General features: G+C 67.4%; 24 protein-coding genes. 8 read left to right on the top strand and 16 right to left on the bottom strand.

The genetic code is table 11. The features are described from left to right. Positions 1–55 precede the first annotated feature (55 nt). From AX676_RS15525 to bfr, 3 genes are all read left to right on the top strand, one after another. Positions 56–1,291, top strand: a complete 1,236-nt coding sequence (locus AX676_RS15525; protein WP_066476529.1) for a DUF418 domain-containing protein — start codon at positions 56–58, stop codon at positions 1,289–1,291. A gap of 85 nt (positions 1,292–1,376) precedes the next feature. Next, on the top strand, positions 1,377–1,547 hold the full coding sequence (locus AX676_RS15520; RefSeq protein ID WP_066476532.1) for a (2Fe-2S)-binding protein: 171 nt from the start codon (positions 1,377–1,379) through the stop codon (positions 1,545–1,547). A 103-nt stretch (positions 1,548–1,650) separates the two neighbouring features. Then, positions 1,651–2,136 carry a bacterioferritin gene (bfr, locus tag AX676_RS15515; protein ID WP_066476533.1) on the top strand — a complete coding sequence of 162 codons (486 nt, stop codon included), beginning with the start codon at positions 1,651–1,653 and terminating at the stop codon, positions 2,134–2,136. A gap of 183 nt (positions 2,137–2,319) precedes the next feature. Here the strand turns inward: bfr and AX676_RS15510 are convergent, their stop codons facing one another. The 9 genes from AX676_RS15510 to AX676_RS15470 form a co-directional block, all read right to left on the bottom strand. Next, positions 2,320–2,733, bottom strand: coding sequence for an Hpt domain-containing protein (locus AX676_RS15510; protein WP_066476534.1), 414 nt, complete (start codon positions 2,731–2,733; stop codon positions 2,320–2,322). Positions 2,734–2,803: 70 nt separating this feature from the next. After that, positions 2,804–3,010: a sulfurtransferase TusA family protein gene (locus tag AX676_RS15505; protein WP_066476536.1), complete on the bottom strand. Its 207-nt coding sequence runs from the start codon at positions 3,008–3,010 to the stop codon at positions 2,804–2,806. Next, positions 3,007–4,374 carry a ribosome biogenesis GTPase Der gene (der, locus tag AX676_RS15500; protein ID WP_066476627.1) on the bottom strand — a complete coding sequence of 456 codons (1,368 nt, stop codon included), beginning with the start codon at positions 4,372–4,374 and terminating at the stop codon, positions 3,007–3,009. The genes AX676_RS15505 and der overlap by 4 nt, the downstream gene beginning before the upstream one ends. Before the next feature lie 26 nt (positions 4,375–4,400). Then, positions 4,401–5,723: an outer membrane protein assembly factor BamB family protein gene (locus tag AX676_RS15495; protein ID WP_066476544.1), complete on the bottom strand. Its 1,323-nt coding sequence runs from the start codon at positions 5,721–5,723 to the stop codon at positions 4,401–4,403. After that, a complete protein-coding gene (locus AX676_RS15490; RefSeq protein ID WP_066476545.1) occupies positions 5,720–6,454 on the bottom strand; it encodes a tetratricopeptide repeat protein in 735 nt (244 codons plus the stop codon). The genes AX676_RS15495 and AX676_RS15490 overlap by 4 nt, the downstream gene beginning before the upstream one ends. Positions 6,455–6,543: 89 nt before the next feature. After that, entirely contained in the window at positions 6,544–7,416 is an 873-nt protein-coding gene (gene panB / locus AX676_RS15485; RefSeq protein WP_066476546.1) for a 3-methyl-2-oxobutanoate hydroxymethyltransferase, read from the bottom strand. Between the two features lie 55 nt (positions 7,417–7,471). Next, complete coding sequence (locus AX676_RS15480; RefSeq protein ID WP_066476548.1) at positions 7,472–7,912, bottom strand: hypothetical protein; 441 nt, start codon at positions 7,910–7,912, stop codon at positions 7,472–7,474. A 46-nt stretch (positions 7,913–7,958) separates the two neighbouring features. Beyond that, positions 7,959–8,303 carry an ArsC family reductase gene (locus tag AX676_RS15475; protein WP_066476555.1) on the bottom strand — a complete coding sequence of 115 codons (345 nt, stop codon included), beginning with the start codon at positions 8,301–8,303 and terminating at the stop codon, positions 7,959–7,961. A 36-nt stretch (positions 8,304–8,339) separates the two neighbouring features. Continuing rightward, positions 8,340–8,822 carry a hypothetical protein gene (locus AX676_RS15470; protein ID WP_066476559.1) on the bottom strand — a complete coding sequence of 161 codons (483 nt, stop codon included), beginning with the start codon at positions 8,820–8,822 and terminating at the stop codon, positions 8,340–8,342. Positions 8,823–8,933: 111 nt separating this feature from the next. Here AX676_RS15470 and AX676_RS15465 point away from each other — a divergent pair, with 111 nt between their 5' ends. Continuing rightward, positions 8,934–9,491, top strand: coding sequence for a TetR/AcrR family transcriptional regulator (locus AX676_RS15465; protein WP_066476561.1), 558 nt, complete (start codon positions 8,934–8,936; stop codon positions 9,489–9,491). Between the two features lie 6 nt (positions 9,492–9,497). On the opposite strand, the gene AX676_RS15460 is transcribed toward AX676_RS15465, so the two are convergent. After that, positions 9,498–11,189 (bottom strand): amidohydrolase, encoded by a 1,692-nt coding sequence (locus AX676_RS15460; protein WP_066476562.1) that lies wholly within the window; start codon positions 11,187–11,189, stop codon positions 9,498–9,500. Further along, a complete protein-coding gene (locus AX676_RS15455) occupies positions 11,186–12,052 on the bottom strand; it encodes an NAD(P)-dependent oxidoreductase (protein ID WP_066476564.1) in 867 nt (288 codons plus the stop codon). The genes AX676_RS15460 and AX676_RS15455 overlap by 4 nt, the downstream gene beginning before the upstream one ends. A gap of 59 nt (positions 12,053–12,111) precedes the next feature. On the opposite strand from AX676_RS15455, the gene AX676_RS15450 reads away from it, so the two are divergent. Continuing rightward, positions 12,112–13,362: a threonine ammonia-lyase gene (locus tag AX676_RS15450; protein WP_066476567.1), complete on the top strand. Its 1,251-nt coding sequence runs from the start codon at positions 12,112–12,114 to the stop codon at positions 13,360–13,362. A gap of 6 nt (positions 13,363–13,368) precedes the next feature. Here the strand turns inward: AX676_RS15450 and AX676_RS15445 are convergent, their stop codons facing one another. Then, complete coding sequence (locus AX676_RS15445) at positions 13,369–15,153, bottom strand: hypothetical protein (RefSeq protein WP_156437619.1); 1,785 nt, start codon at positions 15,151–15,153, stop codon at positions 13,369–13,371. 317 nt (positions 15,154–15,470) lie between these two features. On the opposite strand from AX676_RS15445, the gene AX676_RS15440 reads away from it, so the two are divergent. Next, a complete protein-coding gene (locus tag AX676_RS15440) occupies positions 15,471–16,247 on the top strand; it encodes an arginyltransferase (protein ID WP_066476573.1) in 777 nt (258 codons plus the stop codon). 26 nt (positions 16,248–16,273) lie between these two features. Here AX676_RS15440 and AX676_RS15435 read toward each other — a convergent pair whose 3' ends face one another. The 4 genes from AX676_RS15435 to AX676_RS15420 all read right to left on the bottom strand — a co-directional run bounded on the left by AX676_RS15435 (position 16,274) and on the right by AX676_RS15420 (position 20,128). Next, positions 16,274–17,089: a transglutaminase family protein gene (locus AX676_RS15435; protein ID WP_066476575.1), complete on the bottom strand. Its 816-nt coding sequence runs from the start codon at positions 17,087–17,089 to the stop codon at positions 16,274–16,276. Further along, on the bottom strand, positions 17,089–18,024 hold the full coding sequence (locus tag AX676_RS15430) for an alpha-E domain-containing protein (protein ID WP_197417088.1): 936 nt from the start codon (positions 18,022–18,024) through the stop codon (positions 17,089–17,091). The genes AX676_RS15435 and AX676_RS15430 overlap by 1 nt, the downstream gene beginning before the upstream one ends. 22 nt (positions 18,025–18,046) lie before the next feature. Continuing rightward, positions 18,047–19,537 carry a circularly permuted type 2 ATP-grasp protein gene (locus AX676_RS15425; RefSeq protein ID WP_066476580.1) on the bottom strand — a complete coding sequence of 497 codons (1,491 nt, stop codon included), beginning with the start codon at positions 19,535–19,537 and terminating at the stop codon, positions 18,047–18,049. A 108-nt stretch (positions 19,538–19,645) separates the two neighbouring features. Continuing rightward, the gene (locus AX676_RS15420) at positions 19,646–20,128 is read right to left on the bottom strand and encodes an SspB family protein (RefSeq protein WP_066476583.1); all 483 of its coding nucleotides are present in this window, start codon (positions 20,126–20,128) and stop codon (positions 19,646–19,648) included. 70 nt (positions 20,129–20,198) lie between these two features. On the opposite strand from AX676_RS15420, the gene hisB reads away from it, so the two are divergent. Continuing rightward, positions 20,199–20,786 (top strand): imidazoleglycerol-phosphate dehydratase HisB, encoded by a 588-nt coding sequence (gene hisB / locus AX676_RS15415; protein ID WP_066476586.1) that lies wholly within the window; start codon positions 20,199–20,201, stop codon positions 20,784–20,786. Further along, positions 20,783–21,385: an imidazole glycerol phosphate synthase subunit HisH gene (gene hisH / locus AX676_RS15410; protein WP_066476589.1), complete on the top strand. Its 603-nt coding sequence runs from the start codon at positions 20,783–20,785 to the stop codon at positions 21,383–21,385. Before hisB ends, hisH begins: the two co-directional genes overlap by 4 nt. The last annotated feature ends 66 nt before the right edge of the window (positions 21,386–21,451 follow it).

Raw genomic sequence — 21,451 nt, 5'->3', positions numbered from 1 at the left:
CCCTTTTCGCTGCCGGGCGATCGGTGTATCGGTGGCGCAATACAGGGGGGCAAAGATGAACGGCAACGCGACCGATCGAATCGGGACGCTCGACATCGTCCGCGGGGTAGCGGTGATGGGCATCCTGACCATGAACATCGTCGGCATGTCGATGGTCGACACCGCCTATATGAATCCGCGCGCCTATGGCGGCGCGACCGGCATCGACCTCGTCGCCTATCTGTTCAATTTCGTGCTGTTCGACGGCAAGATGCGCGGGCTGTTCTCGTTCCTGTTCGGCGCTTCAATGCTGCTGGTGATCGATCGGGCGACCGCAAAGGGCGAAAGCCCGGCGCGGATCCACTTCGCCCGGATGTTCTGGCTGTTCGTCTTCGGCCTCGCCCACCTGTATCTGATCTGGTGGGGCGACATCCTCCATCACTATGCGATCATGGGGTCGATCGCGTATCTGATGCGCAACCTGTCGGTCCGCCGGATGATCGCGATCGGTATCGGGTTGATCGTGGTCGAGATGCTGGTGACGGGGTCGCTTCCCGCCTTCATCTTCGCCGCGCAGCAGCCGGGCGCGCCGGCCGAAATGGCGAAGGCGCTGGCGGGGTTCGAGAAGGGGTTCGGCGTGCCTCCCGCCGACTATATCGCAGCCGACCTGGCCAATTATCGCGGCACCTATGCCGACATTCTTGCCAAGCGGGTCGCCAAGCATGTCGGCACGCCGATCAACACCGTGCTGTTTGTCGGGTGGGAGACGCTCGCCTATATGTTGTTCGGCATGGCCGCGCTGCGATCGGGCATGCTGACCGGCGCGTGGCCGCTGGCACGCTATCGCAAGTGGCTGGCCATCGGTTTCGGGATCGGCATCCCCGCCTATGCCGCGATCGCCGCGATGATGGTCGCGGCGAATTTCTCGATCCTGAGCGTGACGCTGGGCGTGATGGCGTTGGCGACGCCGGTGCGGCCGTTGATGATCGTCGGCTGGGCGGCGCTGATCATCCTGGCCACCCGCAACGGCGGCGCGTGGGTCGAACGGATCGCGGCGACCGGGCGGATGGCGTTCACCAACTATCTGATGACATCAATCCTGATGACGACGCTGTTCTACGGCTATGGATTCGGGCTGTACGGCGAACTGAGCCGGGCGACGCTCTACCTGCCCATGCTGGGGATGTGGGCGCTGATGCTGGCCTGGTCCAAGCCGTGGCTCGATCGCTTCCAGTACGGACCGCTCGAATGGATGTGGCGGTCGCTCACGCGGCTCCAGCTTCAGCCGATGCAGCGCCCCAGCCCGGCCTGACCAGATTTTTGCGAACGCGATGCAATAGACGTTGCGAGCCAGTCTCATTAGCTCTACATATGCTCGGTCGAAGCAAGAGAGCGCCATGGTCGTCTGCGTCTGCAATGCAATTCGGGAACGCGAGCTGCGCGATGCGGTACGCGGCGGCGCGATGAGCGCGGCGCAGGCCTATCGTGCGCTCGGGCGCCAGGCGAAATGCGGCCAATGCGTCCCGTTCGCGCGCAGCATCATCGAGGCCGAACGCGCGACTGCTTGACACTCGCATTTGCGCGAAAGTGCCGCAAATCTGCGATTTTTAGCCTGTTCCCCAGCCGCCTGCGAGCGTAGACTCACCGTCGAAACGATCGAGGACCGGTTCCATGAAGGGCGACGAAGGCGTCATCGAATATCTCAATCAGGTGCTCAAGAACGAGCTGACGGCGATCAACCAATATTGGTTGCACTACCGCCTGCTCGATCACTGGGGCGTCCGCCGCCTGGCCGAATTCGAGCGGCACGAATCAATCGACGAGATGAAGCATGCCGACTGGGTATCGGAACGCATCCTGTTCCTCGACGGCCTGCCCAATTTCCAGCTGCTCGGCCGGCTGCGCATCGGCGAGACGGTCGAGGAGGTGCTCAAAGCCGATCTGGCGCTCGAGCACGATGCGCTCGTCACGCTGCGCGACGCGATCGCGCATAGCGAGGCGGTTCGCGACTATGTCAGCCGCGACCTGTTCCGCAGGATCCTGGACAGCGAAGAGGAGCATGTCGACACGCTCGAACGTCAGTTCGAGATGATCGAACGGATGGGGCTGGAAAACTATATCCAGCTCAACTCCAGGCCCGAAAAGGAGGACGACTGACCGTCGTCGCCGCGCACGACCATTTTCCCGCCGTCACCCCGGGCTTGATCCGGGGTCTCGCTGCCTGATCCGACGCAAGAAATTGCGGGACCCCGGGTCGAGCCCAGGGGTAACCCGGAGATTTCCACCGACGATGCGGCTCGGGCGTTTCGGGATGAACGGGTCGCGACGATACCCGCGCGCTTACAACGCGGCGCGGCGCCCGAATTGCGGACGGCGCGCGACCAGCGGATTGGCTTCCGCCTCCAGCATGTTCAGCGTCTTTTCAAACAACGGGCGCAGCTGGACGACATATTGCAGCGCCTCGGTCGGCGCGTCCTGGCGCTCGACGCAGGCGCGCGCGATCATCTCGATCGTCTCCGCAAGCTCCGACAGCGGCTCCGCGCCGAACTGACGCGATTCGCCCTTCAGGGTGTGCGCGGGAATGACCATCGCGGTGGCGTTCTGGTTGCGCATCGCGTGCTCGATCGCCGCCACCGACTTGACGCCGTCTTCACGAAAATAGCCGAGGATGCGCACGAAGCTGGCACCCAGCTCGGTCCGCGCTTGTGCAAACGCGGTCCAGTCGACCAGCGCAGCCCCCTCCGACCCGTTCATAACGATCTCCAAAACGCCGTCTGGCACCCCGTCCCGGGCTTATCGGAAACCGGTAAACAGGATGTTGATGTCAGCGCCCTTGCGTCAGGATAAACACATGGTCGTCAGGATGTTCGAGGTGCAACCCCGCATGCGCCGCCGCTGCTGCGACCTCGGCAGCGGCGGCGGGATCGTCGGCGATCAGGTGAATGGGCAGCGCGGCACCGTCGCGGAGCGCGCGCGCGAGCCGGATCGCCGGCCACGGACAACGCAGGCCCCGCGCGTCGATCCGCGTCATCCGTGGTCGAACGGATTCTTGGACGCGCGCAGGTTGAGGCGCACCGGCACCGCACCGAAATCGAACTCGCGCCGGATGCCGTTGATCAGGTAGCGGCGATAGCTTTCGGGCAACAGGTCAACGCGCGTGCCGAACAGTACGAAGCTCGGCGGGCGCGTGTTGTTCTGGGTGATGTAGCGCGGTTTGATCCGTTTGCCGCCAGGCGCGGGCGGCGGATTGGCTTCAATCGCACGCTCGAACCAGCGGTTGAGCGCCCCGGTCGACACGCGGCGCGACCACGCCTCGCGCGTTTCGAAGCCGACGCGGATCAGCGTGTCGAGCCCCTTGCCCGTCGCGCCCGAAACGGTCAGCAGCGGCACGCCCTTTACCTGTGCCAACCCCTCATCCAGCGCGCCCTTGACGCCGTTGAACAGGCTGGAGGGGTTTTCTGCGACATCCCATTTGTTGAGCGCGATGATGAGCGCGCGGCCCTCCTGCAGGGCGCGGTCGGCGATCTTGAGGTCCTGGACCTCGAGTCCCTTGGTCGCATCGAGCAGCAGGACGACGACCTCGGCGAAGTCGATCGCGCGCAGCGCGTCGGCGACCGACAGCTTCTCCAGCTTCTCCTGCACCTTGGCGCGCTTGCGCATCCCGGCGGTATCGATCAGCCGCACCGCGCGCGGCTGACCGTCGCCATCGGACCATTGCCAGTCGACCGCGATCGAATCGCGGGTGATCCCCGCCTCCGGCCCGGTGATCAGCCGGTCCTGGCCGAGCAGCTTGTTGATCAGCGTCGACTTGCCCGCATTGGGCCGGCCGACGATCGCGAGCTTGAGCGGGGCATCGGGCGACTCCGGGTCGACCGGCGCGGCATCGACATCCTCGGGAAGCTCGACATAGGGGCGCAGCGCCTCGAACAGGTCGACGACGCCCTCGCCATGTTCGGCCGACAACGGGATGGGATCGCCGAGCCCGAGCGCCATCGCTTCGTAGATGCCCGGTTCCCCGGCGCGCCCTTCGGCCTTGTTGGCGACCAGCACGATCGGGGTATCGGCGGTGCGCAACCAGCGTGCGATTTCGGCATCGAGCGGCGTCACCCCCGCCCGTGCATCGACCATGAACAGGGCGACATCGGCGTCGCGGACCGCCGCCTCGGTCTGGGCGCGCATGCGGCCGGGCAGCGTGGCGGCGTCCTCGTCCTCGTAACCGGCGGTATCCATCACCAGGAATTCGAGGCCGAGCAGATTGGCTTCGCCCTCGCGCCGGTCGCGCGTGACGCCGGGCTGATCGTCGACCAGCGCCAGCCGCTTGCCGACCAGACGGTTGAACAGCGTCGACTTGCCGACATTGGGCCTGCCGATGATGGCGACCACGGGTAAGCTCATCGGCATGGCGCGCGCCCCCGCCCCGCTCAGCGGAACGCGGTCAACCGACCGCTGTCATCGAGGATGAGGAGCATGTTGTTGGCGACCACCGGCGACAGGGTGGTCGGCCCGACTGCGCGCTTCATCGTCGTGGTGATGCTGCCGTCCGTTACCGCGGCGGACACGATGTCGCCTTGGGAATTGACCAGCAGCAATCGGCCGCCCGCGAGCACCGGACCACGCCAGGTGATCGGCCCCTTCTTGCTCTTTTCCTTGCGGTAGCGCGGCAGCTGGCTGATCCAGCGGATCTTGCCGCTGGCGCGCGCGATGCAGACCAGCCGGGCGTCGTCCGTCACCACGAACAGCCATTCGCCGGCCAGCCACGGGGTCGCCACCCCGCCCAGATTCTGCTCCCACAAGCGCTGGCCGCTCACCACCTCGACCGCGACCATCCGCCCGCCCTCGCCGACGGCATAGACGCGGCCCTGATCGATCACGGGTTCGGCATCGATATCGGCCAGCGCCGAAACCGACGTCGTGATGCTCGTGCGCGACAGCGTGTCGGCCCACACTGAACGGCCGTTTTCATAACGATAGGCGTTGAGCTCGCCGGACGAATAGCCCGCGACGACGGTGCCCTGCGCATAGGCGGGCGCCGCCACCCCGAACACGCCCTGCGGCTCGATCGACCCGGATTGCGACCACAGGACCGACCCGTCGGCCTGAGACAGCGCGAAGAGCTGGTTGTCCTGGCTCAGCACATAGAGGTTGCCGCTCGCCAGCGTCGGCGAACCGCGCAGCGGCCCGCCGGGCTTCGCGCGCCACAATTCCGCGCCGTCGTCGGCATTGAGCGCGACGACATCGCCCAGCCCGTTGGCGGCGAACACGCGGTTCCCCTCAATGCTGACCCCGCCGCCAAAGCGTGCGCCACGATTTTCGTCGCCCGCGGTCGCCCGCTTCCACAGCGTGGCGCCATTGTCCGCCGACAGCGCATGGACCGTTGCGTTGCTGTCGATCAGGTAGATGCGACCATCCGCCACCACCGGCGACGCAGCCAGCCGCACGCGCGTGGTGCCGCCGGGAATCCGCACCGACCAGGCCGGCGCGATCGGATCGCCGAGCCCCAGATGACCCATCGATTTCGCCGCATTGCCGCCCGGCTGCGTCCAGGTCGGGTTGGCGACCGGGACGGGGGGAATGACCTGGATCGACGCGATCGTCGGATCGGCCTTGATTTCGTTTTCGGTGACCAGGATCGGCACGCGCTGGCCGACCACCGGGGTGCGTTTCGGCCCGCCCTTGAAGACGCCGCACGCGCTGAGCGCCGCGAGCAGGACGATCGCCGTGGTGGCCCGTACGGTTGACTTCATTGGGTATTCTTTTCCTCACCTTGCGCCGCTGCGGCCTTGGACGCCGCCGGCGTCTGATCAATCGCATCGACGCCCAGCACGCCCGCCATCTGCACCGCGCGCTGGCGGATCGTCGCCGGCACGCGCTCGGTCTGCGCGATCTGGCCGAACAGCTTGCCCGCCGGTCCCGGCTGGTTGAGCCGCAGATAGGCGACGGCGACCATTTCGCCCGCAGTCCCGAACCACGGGCTGTCCTTTACCGCCAGGCCGCGCAGCCGATCGATCACCGCCTGGGGCGCCAGCATATCGTATTCGGCCGATGTCTGGCGGATTAACGCCAGGTCGCGAAAGGGCTTGGCAACGCCTTCGTCCTTGGCGACCTGAGCGAACTTGGCGGCCGCACCCTTCAGGTCGTCCTTGGTCAGCAGGATGTCGGCTTCGGTGAATAGCGCCGACGCGCGATAACCCGGCCGATCCGACTTGGCGAGCTCGGCGAGGATCGGCTGCGCTTCGGCCGGTTTCTCCGCGCCCAGCGCCTCCAGTGCACGGCTGAAACGCTCACCCTCCGCGCCGGCAGCTTCGGCCTGGCGGTGCTGCCAGTAAAGCCAGCCGCCGAACGCGGCGAGCGCGACCAGGACGATGCCGACGATGGCGATGCCCCAGCGCCGCCACAGGCCGATCATCTGGTCACGGCGCAGCTCCTCATCCACCTCGCGGAGGAATGCGTCGCTGGTCTCAGGGGGTAACGCCAAGTTCGGGCTCCGTCGGGTGGGGTCGGTCAAAAGGTGGCGGACATTAGCCGCGCCAAATCGCAAAGCAAAGCGGGCGAAGACAAGGTGGCTCAGCCCTTGGGGACGTATATTTGTTCCGCGCCGGGAAAGCGCCGTGCCCGCACGTCGGCGGCATAGGTTTCAACCGCGGCAGAAATGCGGCCGGCGAGGTCGTCAAAGCGTTTGACGAAGCGAGGGGTCCGCTCGAACAGGCCCAGCATGTCCTCTGCCACCAGCACCTGGCCGTCGCATTGCGCCGACGCGCCGATGCCGATGGTGGGACAGGCAACCGCGCGGGTGATGTCGATCGCGATCGGCTCCATCACACCCTCTATGACCATAGCGAAGGCGCCGGCATCGGCGATGGCGCGTGCGTCGCCGACGATCTTGTCGGCTTCGGCCTGGCTGCGCCCGCGCGCGCCATAGCCGCCGAGCAGGTTGACCGCCTGGGGCGTCAAGCCGACATGACCCATGACCGGCACGCCCCGTTCCGACAGGAAGCGCACCGTCGGCGCCATCGCGACGCCGCCCTCCAGCTTCACTGCCGCGGCGCCCGTTTCCTTCATCAGCCGCGATGCGCTGGCAAACGCCTGTTCGGGGGAGGCTTCGTAGCTGCCGAACGGCATGTCGATGACGACCAGCGCATGATAGCTGCCGCGCACCACCGCGGCACCGTGCGCCGCCATCATCTCCAGCGTGACGGGCACCGTCGACGGCAGGCCGTAGACCACCTGGCCCAGGCTGTCGCCGACGAGCAGCATGTCGCAGTGCGGATCGAGCAGCTGCGCCATCCGCACCGTATAGGCGGTCAGCATCACCACCGGCTCGGCAGTCGTGCCGTCCGCCTTGCGCGCGCGGATCGCCGGTACGGTCAACCGTTTCATCGGCGCCGGCGTCGGATTGGCGCGGCTGGTCGCGGTATCAAGCGTGAAGGTGGTCGACATGTGCCCCGCTGTTAGCCCGATGCGCGAGGAAGCGCCACCCCGGCCGTGACCGCGCTCAGCGCAGCCAGCCCCGCCCGGCCGCCGTGCGCGCCAGCCACAGCTGGACCACCGCGACGGCGATGATGAAGATCGGAAACGGCACCGTCGCCGCCGCGCCCTTGACCGCGACCAGATCGGTCGCGCCGAACACCCAGGCGAACTGGACGATCGCCGCGATCAGCGACAGCGCGAAGAAATAGGTCGCGAGCCGCCGCCGCGCGAGCAGCGCCAGCCCGCCGAAAAATCCGCCCCAGGTCGCCAGGCCGTAAAGCCAGGTCACCCAGCGCGGCCGCTGGGCAAGCAGTTGGCGGTCGTAGTCGGGCAGCGCCGCGCGCGCCGCATCGCTCATCGCCACGTCCATGTAGAATGCGAGGATGCCCGTCGCACCCCACAAGGTGATCAAAATCGCCGCCGCCCAGTACCAGGTCGGCAACTTCGCCCGCGCGTCCCCCACCATATGAGCCCCCTCATCGTTCGTTCCAACGAGGGCGTTTAGCGCAGTTTCATCCAAATTGCGCCGCATATTGGTCCGGATCGAACCCGATCACGAGATGCCCGGCATGTTCGACGATCGGGCGGCGGATCATCGAGGGTTGCGCGACCATCAGCGCGATCGCGCGCGCCTCGTCCAGCCCCTGCCGCTCGCCCTCGGGCAGCTTGCGAAAGGTGGTGCCGGACCGGTTGATCAGCCGCTCCCAGCCGGCCTGCCGCGTCCACTCGCGCAGCTTCGCCGCGTCGATACCCCGCGACTTGTAGTCGTGGAAATCATGGGCGACGCCGGCGGAATCGAGCCAGGCGCGTGCCTTCTTCATCGTGTCGCAGTTCTTGATGCCGTAGACGGTGGTCATGGAAAGGATGCTCGCAATCGGGAGTGGATCGACGCCCTAGCCGCAGCGCACGCGCGGCGTGCGCACGTCGTCAACCGTGACGGTCAGCACGTCGCCCGCCCCGCGCGCGAGGCGATAGGTGGTTTCGTTGGTCATCCCCTCGCCGCTGACAACTGCCGCGACGTCGATGCCGCCGCCGGCCGCCACCGGGGTCACGCGCTGAACCTCCGCCACGCTTTCGTAGAAGCGCAGCCGTGCCGAATCGATCACCAACCGCATCTCGCTGAAGGGTGCGGCGCAGGCCGACGCATCGCGATCCCATGTGCCGAGATAAGGCGTGGGAATCGTCGCGGCGGTGCCGGGGTCGCCCGCCGGCTCCCGGGAGTCCGGCGCGGTGGGCGGTGCCGGCGATGCGACATTCGCCGACACGTTATCCGCCGGAACGTCGTCGGGCGCGGCGCGGTCACAGCCGACCGACAGACCGACAGCCGCAAGGGCGATGAGGCGAAGCGCCGCGTGCGCGCAGGACGAAGGGGTCATGCCGCCCCTCTTAGCCCGCCGCCACGATCGGTCAAATGGCGACGCCCCGCCATCGATCCGCGCGCTGGACATAAATCTTTCAAATCTCTGCGGATGATGCAAACCTGAATTATGGCGCATGCATCGACTCAATCCGCGACCAAGCCCGACCTTCGTCGCGCCGAGATCCTGGAGAAGCTGGCGGACCACATGCTGGCGGCGGGCCTGTCCGGATCGAGCCTGCGCGCAATGGCCCGCGCGGTCGGCACGAGCGACCGGATGCTGCTCTATTATTTCCGCGACAAGACCGAACTGGTCGGCGCGACGCTGGAGGTGATCGCCGCGCGGCTGGTGGCGATGATGGAGGCGCAGCGCGCACCCGAACCACGGCCCTATGCCATCCTGGTCAGGGAACTGAGCACGTCGCTGCTCAACCCGCAGGCGTGGCCGTACATGCGGCTGTGGCTCGAACTTGCGAGCCTGTCGGCGCTGGGCGACCCGGTGTTCCGCGCGGTCGGCGAACAGATCGGGCGCGGCTTCCTGGAATGGGGAACGGCGCAGCTCGACTCCCCGACGCCCGAGGCCCGCGCGATCGAGGGCGCGAAGCTGCTCGTGACGATCGAGGGGCTGGCGCTGTTGACCAGCATCGGGCTTGACGACGTGTGCCGAACGGCGCTGGACGCGCCGTAGGGCGGATCAGCGCGCAGCCGCCCCGGCCGAGTCCATGACCGGATCGCCGCGCTTCCAAACCTGTTCGCCACCGACCCAGGTTTCGAGCACCTGGAGCTGGCGCAACGCCGCCGCGTCGGCGGTCACCGGATCGCGATCGACGACGATGAAGTCGGCGCGCAGCCCCGGCGCCAGCGTGCCGAAGCGCGTTTCGGCAAAGCCCGCATAGGCCGCGTCGATCGAAAAGGCGCGCCACGCCTGCTCGCGCGTCACCGCTTCCTCCGCGCGCCAGCCGCCGATCGGCTCGCCCTTCTCGTCCTGGCGGGTGAAAGCGGCCGCCCAGCCGACGAACGGGTTGGGATGTTCGACCGGATAGTCGGAGCCGAAGGCGAGGCGCGATCCGACCCCGAGCATCGATTTCCACGCATAGGCACCGCCCAGCCGCCCCTCGCCCAGTCGCGCCTCCGCCATCGTGCGATCGCTGGTCTGATGCACCGGTTGCATCGACGCGATCGTGCCGTGGCGACCGAACCGCGGGAGGTCCGCCGGGTCGACGATCTGGGCATGCTCGATCCGCCAGCGCCGGTCGCCGGGATAGGACCCGGCCAGTTCCTCGATCGCGTCGAGCACCCCGGCATTGGCGCGGTCGCCGATCGCGTGGATCGCGATCTGGAACCCATCCATCGTGCCCCGGCTCATCAGGTTGCGCAGCTGGGTATCGCTGGTGATCGCCAGCCCCTGCTGTCCCGGCGCGTCGGCATAAGGTGCCTTGAGCAGCGCGCCGCGCGAGCCGAGCGCGCCGTCGACATAGAGCTTGATCCCGCCCATGCGCAGCCTGTCGGCGTAAAGCCACGGCGTCGGGCCGTTGCCGCCGACGCGGAGCGCGGGCTCGATGCCAGCGGAATAGGCCATGATGCGCACGCGCAGCAGACCCTGGTCGCCCATACGTCGATAGGTCAGCCAGTCGTCGACGCTGGTGCCCATGTCGGCAGTGGCGGTGATGCCGTTGGACAGCAGGATGCGCTGGGCATCCAGGAACGCCTGGTTGCGCTCGCGCGGGGTGGGGGCCGGCACCTTGTCGTCGATCAGCTGCGACGCCGCGTCGACGAAGATGCCGGTCGGCTGGCCCTTCGCGTCCTTTTCGATTCTCCCGCCGGTGGGCGCGGCCGTGCGCGGGGTGATCCCGGCGGCCTTCATCGCGGCGCTGTTTGCCCAGCCGGCATGACCGTCCACGCGCTCCAGCCAGACCGGGCGGCCCGGCACGATAGCGTCCAGGTCCGCCGCGGTCGGAAAGCGGCCCAGCCCCCAGCGTTCCTGATTCCAGCCGCGCCCGATGATCCACGGGCGATTGGGATTGGCCGCGGCATAGGCCACGATCTTCGCCTTTGCCTCCTCGAGGCTGGCGGTGCCGCTCAGGTCGAGCGACCCCGCCTGGAATCCCAGCCCCATGACATGACCGTGCGCGTCGATCATGCCGGGCATGACGAAGCGCCCCTTCATGTCGGTGCGCCAGTCGGGGCGCGCGGGCCGCTTTTCACCTTCGCGCAGCAGCCGCGTCACCTTGCCCTCGCGGTCGATCAGGATGCCGGTAAAGCGGACCACCCGTCCCTCGGGATCGAGCGCGACGCCGGTGACATTGTCGACCAAGGCATCGGCCAGCGCCACGGGCGCGGCGACCAGCGCGACCAGCGCGGCGAAGGGGCGCAGCCAGCGCCTCATTTCGCGATCCTGCGCACCAGCGCGCTCGTATCCTGCCGGTTGCCGCCCATCGCCTGTACCTCCGCATAGAATTGATCGACCATTGCGGTCATCGGCAATGTCGCGCCGTTGCGACGCGCCTCGTCGAGGGCGAGGCCCAGGTCCTTACGCATCCAGTCGATCGCGAAACCGAAGTCGAAGCGGTCCTCAGCCATCGACTGCCAGCGATTCACCATCTGCCAGCTCTGCGCCGCGCCGCCCGAGACCGCTTCAAACACGCGGTCGAGGTCGAGGCCCGATTTCTGGGCAAAGCGCAGTGCTTCGGCCAGGCCCTGAAGCACGCCGGCGATCGCGATCTGGTTGACCATCTTCGTCGTCTGGCCCGCGCCCGCCGCGCCGACATGGACGATGCGCGCGGCATAAGCCGACATGACCGGCTCCGCCGCGGCCATCGCCGCCGCCGTGCCGCCGCACATGATCGACAGCTTGCCATTTTCCGCGCCTGCCTGCCCCCCCGAAACGGGCGCATCGACCGCGTGCAGTCCGCGCGCTTCGGCCTCCGCCGCCAGTCGCCGGGCGATGTCGGCGGACACCGTGGTATGATCGATTAACACCGCGCCCGCGCGCATCGCATCGAACGCGCCGTCCGACCCGAGCGTCACTGCCGCCAGATCGTCGTCGTTGCCGACGCAGGTGATGACCGCGTCCCGGTCCATCGCCGCTTGCGCCGGGGTGGCGGCGACCGCGCCGCCATGCCGGGTCACCCACACCTCGGCACGCGCACGGGTGCGGTTATAGACGGTCACCTCGTGCCCGGCGGCCGCCAGGTGCCCGGCCATCGGCCCGCCCATCACGCCCACGCCGATAAATGCGATTTTTGCCATAGGCTGCCCGCATAAGCGGTGTTCCGTGCCCGCGCCAGATGGGTTAGGTGCCATGGTCTATGGCTACCCAACCCACGTCCGCCGCAGCCGCCGCGCCGCTGCCCGTATCGATCGACGATGTCCGCACCGCGCATGCGCGAATCGTCGACGCGATCGTGCGGACCCCGACGCTGATTTCGCGCACACTGTCGGAGCTGACGGGCGCCACCGTCTATCTGAAGTTCGAAAACCTTCAGTTCACCGCCGCCTATAAGGAACGCGGCGCGCTCAACACGCTGCTCCAGCTCACCGAGACGCAGCGCGCCAAGGGCGTGATCGCCGCGTCGGCGGGCAATCATGCCCAGGGCCTGGCCTATCACGCCAGCCGGCTGGGCATTCCGGCGACGATCGTCATGCCCAAGCCGACGCCGACGGTGAAGGTGACCCAGACCGAGGGCCATGGCGCGACGATCGTGCTGGAGGGCGAGACGTTCGACGCCGCCTATGCGCACAGCCGCAAGCTGGAGGCCGAGCGCGGCTATACCTTCGTCCACCCCTTTGACGATGCGCGGGTGATTGCGGGCCAGGGCACCGTCGCGATCGAAATGCTGGAGGACGCGCCCGACATCGACACGCTGGTCGTGCCGATCGGCGGCGGCGGGCTGATTTCGGGCATGGCGACCGTCGCGCGCGCCGCGGGCCGGCCGATCGAGGTGGTCGGCGTGGAGGCCGAGCTGTTCCCGTCGATGTACAACCGCCTGAACGGCACCACCCTGCCCTGCGCGGGCGATACGCTGGCCGAGGGCATCGCGGTCAAGGAACCGGGCACGCTGACCGCGCGGATGGTCGAGGCGCTGGTCGACGACGTGCTGCTGGTCGGCGAACGCCATCTGGAGGAAGCGGTCAGCCTGCTCGTCCAGATCGAGAAGACGGTCGTCGAGGGCGCGGGTGCCGCCGGGCTCGCCGCGCTGCTCGCCCGCCCCGGCCGCTTTGCCGGGCGGACGGTCGGCATCGTGCTGTGCGGCGGCAACATCGACACGCGCCTCCTCGCCAACGTCCTGCTGCGCGACCTGGCGCGGTCGGGCCGGCTCGCCCGGCTGCGCGTGCGGCTGCAGGACAGGCCGGGCGCGCTCTATCAGGTTGCGCGGACCTTTCACGAGCAGGGCGTCAACATCATCGAGGTCTATCACCAGCGGGTGTTCACCACGCTGCCGGCCAAGGGCCTGATCACCGACATCGAATGCGAGACGCGCGACCGTGCGCATCTCGACCGGCTGATCGACGCGCTCAGGCTGGCCAATTACGAGGTCAGCCAGGTCGAGCTGGCCTGACCGGGCTCAGAAGTTCAGCGGCGTCCCTGATTTCGCGGCGACGCGGCGGATCAGCGCGATGTCCTCGGCATAGCCGGGCTGGCCGGCATAGTCGAAGAACTGCTTCAGCACCTGATAATCGCCATCCTGGTTCGACACGCCATAGGGTTTGATCTGGCCGCGATCGAGCGCTTCCTCATGCAGCAACAGGCTCATGCGGAAGAAGTTGGCGGTGATCCGCTTGTATTCGGCGAGCTGCGCGTCGCGCACCGTCGCCGACAGCGCCTGATTGTCCTTGCGGTTCCAGCGGGTCGGCACGTGGCGGTTATACGCGGTGAAGTAGTTGAACTTGAGGTTGAACGGCTGCGTCGCCCCCTTGGGGTCGGCATCGGGATGGTAGCTGCGGGTGACGAGCCTGAGGCCGGTCTGGAAGGTGCGATGCAGGAAATAGTCGTTCAAGGTCAGCTGGCTCAGCAGATACTCGCCGACCTTGGTCGAATTTGAACCGTTGACGCGCTGCAGCGCCGGATCGAAACGCAGGCCGAGCATGAACCAGCTGAGCTGCATCGCATCGGTTTCGTCGCGCAAGGTCGCATCGGGACGGACGCTGTCGATGACGAACTGGGGAAAGCCGAGCAGGCGCAACCGGTCGCGCATCGCATCCTTGCCGCCGACATTGCCCGGTAGCCCCCGGCTCGCCTCCGACGGGTCGAAGCCGAAGCGCGCGGTGTCGCCCAGTTCCCAGATGGTGTTGGGCAGCATCTCGGGCAGACGGCCGTTGCCGCTGTCCGGCAGCGTGGCGCGCTTGCCGGCAAAGGCCGCGCGGAATGGTGCCTCCTTGGCGAGATAGGCAAAGGCAATCTGGCCGCGCATGAACGTCGTGCGTCCCATCGCCTGGCTGCGCATCAGGTGCTGGCCGATCAGCGCGTTGCGGTATTTGAGCGCGCTGATCCGCTCGACGCGCCAACGATCGGCCGGATCGTAAGGATTGAGCCCCGCAAAGGGCTGAGTCAGCATCTCGACGCCGAAATAGAGTTTCCAGAAATTGAAGTCGCTCGGGTCGGCGAGATACGCGTTCTGAAGCGCCTCCCATTCGGCCGCGCGCGCGGGGATGGCGATGCGCGGCACGTCTGAAATCCAGTCGTCCATCGTGCCTTCGCCGGGGCCATGCGCGATGTCGGCGGACCACAGCGGGAACGGCACACCGACCCGGAGCTTGTCGAAGTCGATCGCCAGGAATTCGTCGCGGGCGCGATGGGCGTCGGCCAGCGTGCGGACCGGCGCGGCACCGGTCGTCACCGGCATGAAGCGGGCCAGCTCGCCGGCGAGCGCGAGGTCGCGTTCGGCACTGGTCGCGCCCGGCAGCACCGCACCCCCGGGCTGGAGCAGGCGGAATGTGCGGGGGTTCTCGGCGGGCAGACTGAACTGGGTGCGCACGAACTTGACGCCGCGTACCAGCGCCTGCGCCTCGACTTCGCTGGCGCCGTCGATCATCGCGCGGCGGACGATCTCGGAATCGCTCGTCCCGATCCGGGCGAGGTCGAAGAAGTCGGCACCGTGACACGCGACGCAGCTGTCCTTCTCCCGCACCTTGCGCCACATCGCCAGTGCTGCTGCATAATCGTCGGGCGTCGTCTCGCCATCGGTCCGGAAGCTGACCTGACGTGTGCCCTGGGGTGTCTCGACGACGGTCGTGACGACGCCCGGATCGCCCTCCTCGAAGCAGCCGGCCACCAGGCACGCGAGGAGGACGGGCGCGAAGGACAAGCGCAGGCGAAATGCGGCGCGACGCGCGCCCCCGGAAACCGACATCGGCATATGACCCCCTCACAAAAAGCGTGATTCGACACGGGCTTGCGATGCTGACCCCCCGGGGTGCAGCTGCACGGATACATAGCCGCAATCGTCGGTAACCGCAGCTTACGAAAACTGCTTACCGGGTGATAAGGCGCAATATCGCGAAACCGAAGGCGTCGACCTCGGCCCCGGTACCGCGTGGACGGGTGCGGCGGGCGCGTTAACCATCATTATTGGTAAACACGCTTTTCACGAAGCTTTGTTCACCGCATATTCGCTTTCGACGCGTAGCAGGCCCGGCATCGTCCGGGGTTGAGCAGAAGGGTTGACGGGTGAGCGCACCGTTCAGATTTCCTCGGTTTTTCGTGACCAGCCCGACGCCCTGCCCCTATCTGCCGGGTCGGCAGGAGCGAAAGGTCTTCACCGAGCTGAACGGACCGCACGCCGGCGAACTGAACGACGCGCTCGGCCGGATCGGCTTCCGCCGCAGCCAGTCGGTCGCCTATCGTCCGTCCTGTGCGGGCTGTTCCGCCTGTGTCTCGGTCCGCGTCGTCACCGGCCAGTTCAAGCCCAATGCCACCCAGCGCAAGCTGCTCAAGCGTCACGGCGACCTGGAAGTCACCGCCTGCCGCCCATGGGCGACCGGCGAGCAGTTCGAGCTGCTGCGCCGTTATCTGTCGGCGCGCCACCCCGGCGGCGGCATGACCCAGATGGACGAGCATGACTATGCCGACATGGTCGAACAGAGCCCGGTCCGCAGCTTCGTCATCGAATATCGCGAGCCGTCCGTGGGCGGCACGCCGGGCCGGCTGGTCGGCGCGTGCATCACCGACCAGCAGGGCGACGGGCTGTCGATGATCTACAGCTTCTTCCTGGCCGACGACGAACGGCGCCAGGGGCTGGGCAATTACATCATCCTCGACCACATCCTGCGTGCCCGTGCGGCCGGCCTGCCCTATGTGTATCTGGGCTATTGGGTGAAGGGGTCGCAGCGCATGGCGTACAAGGCGCGCTTCCGTCCGCTCGAGACGCTGGGCCCGATGGGCTGGATGGCGCTCAACGATCCGGTCGATCCCGCCGTGCAGCCGCGCGCCCACCAGCCGGCCTGAGCCACGCGCGGCATCGCCGCAGTCGTTCAGCCCTGGCCGTCCATGTCGCCTTCGGTAAGCTCCACATCGCTGGCGGTGCCATGATCGCCGCTGCGCGCCTCCGCGATGAAGGCCGCGCCATGGGCATCGAGGCCAATCGCGCCGCGAACATGCGTCTCGGCGGGTGACTCGCCGGCTTCCGGGTCGAAGCCGATCCAGCCGATACCGGCGACATGCGCCTCCGCCCAGGCATGGGGGTACAGCGTCGCGCCGCCATCGCCGATCGCGCGATAGCCCGACACGAAGCGCGCGGGCAGGCCCAAGCAGATCGCTGCGGCGATGAAGAGTTGCGCCGCCTCCCGCGTGCTTCCGCTCATGCCTTCGACCGTTTCGCTGGCGGGACGCGCGTGGGCGCGCCCGTCGACCGCCGCGAAGGTGAATCCGGCATGGATCGCAGCGCTCAGGCGGTGCGCACGATCGAGCGGGTCGCCTTCGCCCGCCAGATCGCGGGCAAGTTCGCCCAGCCGCGCGGTGCAGCGCGTCGCCTCCGTCGTGCGCAGATAGAAGATCGGCGGCAGCGGCTCGGCCGATCCGGTCACCGCGCCCGAGAACGGCGTCGTCAGCACGTCGCCGGTGACGGTCAGCTCGACCGCGTCGACCGGCCCGGTCGCATAGAGCATCGTCACCTGATTGCCGAAACCGTCGATACCGTGACGCAGGCGCGCATCGCAGCTGACGTCCAGATGCCAGGCCACGACCGATTGGTGGTCGGTATCGCCCGGCATCAGCCGCAGCAGCTGGATCAGCCGGTTCTGCGGCTGGTCGAAGCGGCGGACGCTGTGGTGGGCGAGCGACAGGCGCATCAGGGAAACCGGAACTGCCGCGCGATCGCGTCGCCGATCAGGTCGTTTTCGCGGATGAAGTTTTCGAGATACTCGTGAAGGCCGCTCAGGATCACCTCGGACCCGCGCGTCTTCTGCATCCGGTTCATCCGCGCGCGCGCCATGCGCCCCGCCTCGCCCTGAAGCCCGGTTTCCTTGGCGAGCAGGCTCAGCATCTCCAGCGCCTCCTCCGCGCTTGCCGCCAGCGACCGCGGCAGCTCGCGCCGGGTGAGCAGCAGGTCGATGACCAGTTCGGGCCTCAGCCCCTCGGTATAGACCCAGCGATAGGCGGTCACCGCCGACACCGTCTGCAGGATCGTCGTCCACTGGTCACGATCGATCACGCCGCCGACCGGCTCGCCCGCGGGCAGGAGCAGGTGGTATTTGACGTCGATCAGCCGCGCGGTGTTGTCGGCGCGCTCGATCGCTGCGCCAAGGCGGATGAACCACGTCGCCTCGTTGCGCATCATCCGCGTCACCGCACCGTCGAACCCGCGCGTCTCCGCCTTGACCGCCTCGACCAGATTGAGCGTCGCGGCCGATCCGCCGGGGCTGGAGCGGTTGTGAAAGATCAGCCAGGCGCGGTTGATCGCGGTCCACGCGTCGCGGGTCAGCGCGGTGCGCACCGCGCGGGCGTTGTTGCGCGCGGCCTCCAGGCATCGGATGATCGACCCGGGGTGGCTGGCGTCCAGCGTCAGGAAGCGGGCGACATTCTGGGGCGTCAGCGTGTGATCGGTCGCGGCGAACGATTCCTCGCAATAGGTGACGGTCAGCGCGCTCTGCCACGCCGCCTCGCCCGCGGGCCGGGCGGACAGCGCGTCGAGCCGGATTGTCGCCTCGACCAGCCGGGCGATGAAGTCGGCGCGCTCGACATAGCGCCCCAGCCAGTAGAGCGAGGCCGCGGCGCGCGACAGCATCAGCATGGCGCACGCCGCACGGTCACGCCCCGCCCCCCTGCTGGAACTGGAACTGCGCCTGGACCGCGTCGGCGGGCGCGCGATCGGGCAGCAGCACGAAGCTGTCCTTGGTCCCGCCGCCCTGGCTGGAATTGACCACCAGCGAACCCGGTTTCAGCGCGACGCGGGTCAGTCCGCCGGGCACGACCTGAACCCCGCCGCTGCCGGTCAGCACGAACGGACGGAAGTCGACATGACGCGGCGCGATGCCCTGATCGGTAAAGGTCGGCACGGTCGACAGCGCCAGTGTTGGTTGGGCGATGTAGCGTTGCGGCTCGGCGATCAGCGCGGCGCGGAACGTCTCGATCTCCGCCTTGCTGGCGGTGGGGCCGACCAGCATGCCGTAGCCGCCCGACCCGTCGACCAGCTTGACCACCACTTCGTCGAGATGGTCGAGCACATATTTGAGCGCGTCGGGTTCGCGGCAGCGCCAGGTTTCGACATTGGGCAGCTTGGCCTCGCCCCCCGAATAAAAGCGCACGATGTCGGGCATGTAGCTGTAGATCGCCTTGTCGTCCGCGATGCCGTTGCCCGGCGCGTTGAGCAGCGTGACGTTGCCCGCGCGATAGGCCGCCATGATGCCGGGCACGCCCAGCATCGAATCGGGACGGAAGACCAGTGGATCGAGAAAGTCGTCGTCGATGCGGCGATAGATAACGTCGACCTGCACGGGCCCGGCGATCGTCTGCATGAACACGCGGTCGTCGTCGACGATCAGGTCGGCGGCCTCGACCAGCGGGACGCCCATCGAATCGGCCAGGAAGCTGTGCTCGTAATAGGCAGAGTTGAAATGGCCCGGCGTCAGCACGACGCAGGCCGGTTCCCCCCTGCATCCCGGCGGCGCGACCGAACGCATGGTTTCCAGCAGCCGGTCGGGATAGCTGTCGACCGCCGCGACCCGGAAACTGCGGAACAGCTCCGGGCACAGCCGGATCATCGCCTCGCGATTTTCCAGCATGTAGGAGACGCCCGAGGGGGTGCGCGCATTGTCCTCCAGCACGAAGAACTGGTCGGGGCCGGTGCGCACCAGGTCGATGCCGCAGATATGCGCCCAGATGCCGCGCGGCGGGCGGATGCCGACCACTTCGGGTCGAAACTGGGCGTTGCAGAAGATCAGCTCGGGCGGCAGCACGCCTTCGGCCAGGATGCGCCGCGCGCCATAGATGTCGTCGAGGAAGGCGTTGATCGCCTCGACCCGCTGAACCAGCCCATCCGACAGCCGCGCCCATTCGTCCGCCAGAAAGACGCGCGGAATCATGTCGAACGGGATGATGCGTTCGGATGCGTCGCGATCGCCATAAACGGCGAAGGTGATGCCAAGCTGGCGGAACATCGTCTCCGCGGCCGCCAGCCGCCGTTCAAGCTCGCCGGGCGGTGTTTCGTGCATCCATGCGGCGAGTTCGGAAAGCTCGGACCGCGGCGCGTTCGGGCCGCTGGTCCCCCAGATTTCGTCGAACGCTGCGCGCGCTGCCATCCGCTCTCCCGCCGGCCGGATTTGGATCGAGTGACCATGCTGCCCGCGTCTGTTGCAACGCACAAGGCCTAATGCGCGGGTCGGCGGCACGCCGTGCCGCGCGCCGGCCTATTTCTTGCGCTTGAAATCCACCGCGACGACGTTCGACCCGTCGTCGGCGGGCTTGACCGCGGGGCCGTCATTTTCCGCTTCCTCGTGCGGGCCGGGGCCCTCGGGACCGTCAGACACGTGAAAGCGCAGCTCGAAATTGACCGCGGGATCATGGAACCCGGTCACCGCCGAAAACGGAATCGTCAGCGTCGACGGAACCTGGTTGAAGCTGAGCCCGACCGAAAAGCGCCCGTCGTCGACCTTGAGATCCCAGAAGCGATTCTGGAGCACGATCGTCATTTCGTCGGGGAAACGCTCGGTCAGCCGCTGGGGGATGTCGACGCCCGGCGCGCCGGTCTTGAAGGTGATGTAGAAATGGTGCTGACCGGGCAGCCCGCCCTGTTCGGCGACCGAGCCCAGCACGCGCCCGACGACCGCGCGCAATGCCTCCTGGACGATCTCGTCATAGGGAATCAGGCTGTCGGGTACGTTGGATGACATTGCGTCTAGCTACCCGTCCCAGCGTGTGGGTCAAGATTGCACCGGCGCGAACGCACGCTATGTGGACCTCATGCGCACCGCCACCCTCAACCGATCGACCCAGGAAACCCAGATCGACGTGACCGTCGATCTCGACGGGTCGGGCAGTTATGAAATTTCCACCGGGATCGGCTTTTTCGACCATATGCTCGAACAGCTTTCCCGGCATTCGCTCATCGACCTCAAGGTCAAGACGGTCGGCGACCTTCATATCGACCAGCATCACACGGTCGAGGATACCGCGCTGGCGATCGGCGCGGCGGTCGCGCAGGCGCTGGGCGACAAGAAGGGCATCCGCCGCTATGGCGACGCGCTGTCGCCGATGGACGAGACGCTGACCCGCGTCGCGATCGACATTTCCGGGCGACCCTGGCTCGTGTTCAAGACCGAGTTCACCCAGAAGCGGCTGGGCGAGATGGACACCGAGATGTTCGAGCATTTCTTCCACAGCTTCGCGCAAAGCGCGGGCGTGACGCTGCATGTCGAGACACTGTACGGCCAGAACAACCATCACATTGCCGAAAGCGCCTTCAAGGGGCTGGCCCGCGCGCTGCGCCAGGCGGTCGAGATCGACGCACGCAAGGCCGACGCGATCCCGTCGACCAAAGGTACGCTGTGAGCGTCGCGCTGATCGATTACGGCGCGGGCAATCTCCATTCGGTCCACAACGCCCTGATCGCGGCGGGTGCGCGCGACGTTGCGGTCACCGCCGATCCCGATGCCGTGCTGGCGGCCGATCGCATCGTCCTGCCCGGCGTTGGTGCGTTCCGGGCGTGCATGGACGGGCTGGCGGCGCTGCCCGGCATGATCGACGCGCTGCAGGCGCGTGTCGTCTCAGGCGGCGCGCCCTTTTTGGGCGTATGCGTCGGCATGCAGCTGATGGCCGACATCGGCGAGGAGTTTGGCAATCATCGCGGACTTGGCTGGGTGCGCGGGCGCGTGCGCCCGCTCACGCCGTCGCCCGAGCTTCGCGTGCCGCATATGGGCTGGAACGACGTCGCGCCGGTCGCGCCGCACGCGCTGATTCAGCCGGGCGAAGCCTATTTCCTGCACAGCTTCGCGTTCGACGGCGACGAGGTGGTGGCAACCACCGATCATGGCGGGCCAGTCACCGCCGCGATCGGCCGCGACAATGTGCTGGGCGTGCAGTTCCACCCGGAAAAGAGCCAGCGCTACGGCATCGCGCTGCTGGAAAGGTTTCTTGAATGGCGGCCGTGAACCACCTGATCCTCCCCGAGCTTCGCTCGGGGAGGGGGACCGCGCGCCAAAGGCGCGGGGTGGAGG

Origin of the sequence: Sphingomonas sp. CCH21-G11 (assembly GCF_001555965.1) — a bacterium.
Classification (GTDB): Bacteria; Pseudomonadota; Alphaproteobacteria; order Sphingomonadales; family Sphingomonadaceae; genus Sphingomonas.
Note: the sequence above shows the minus strand (reverse complement) of the source record. Positions and strands in the feature narration are given on the sequence as shown.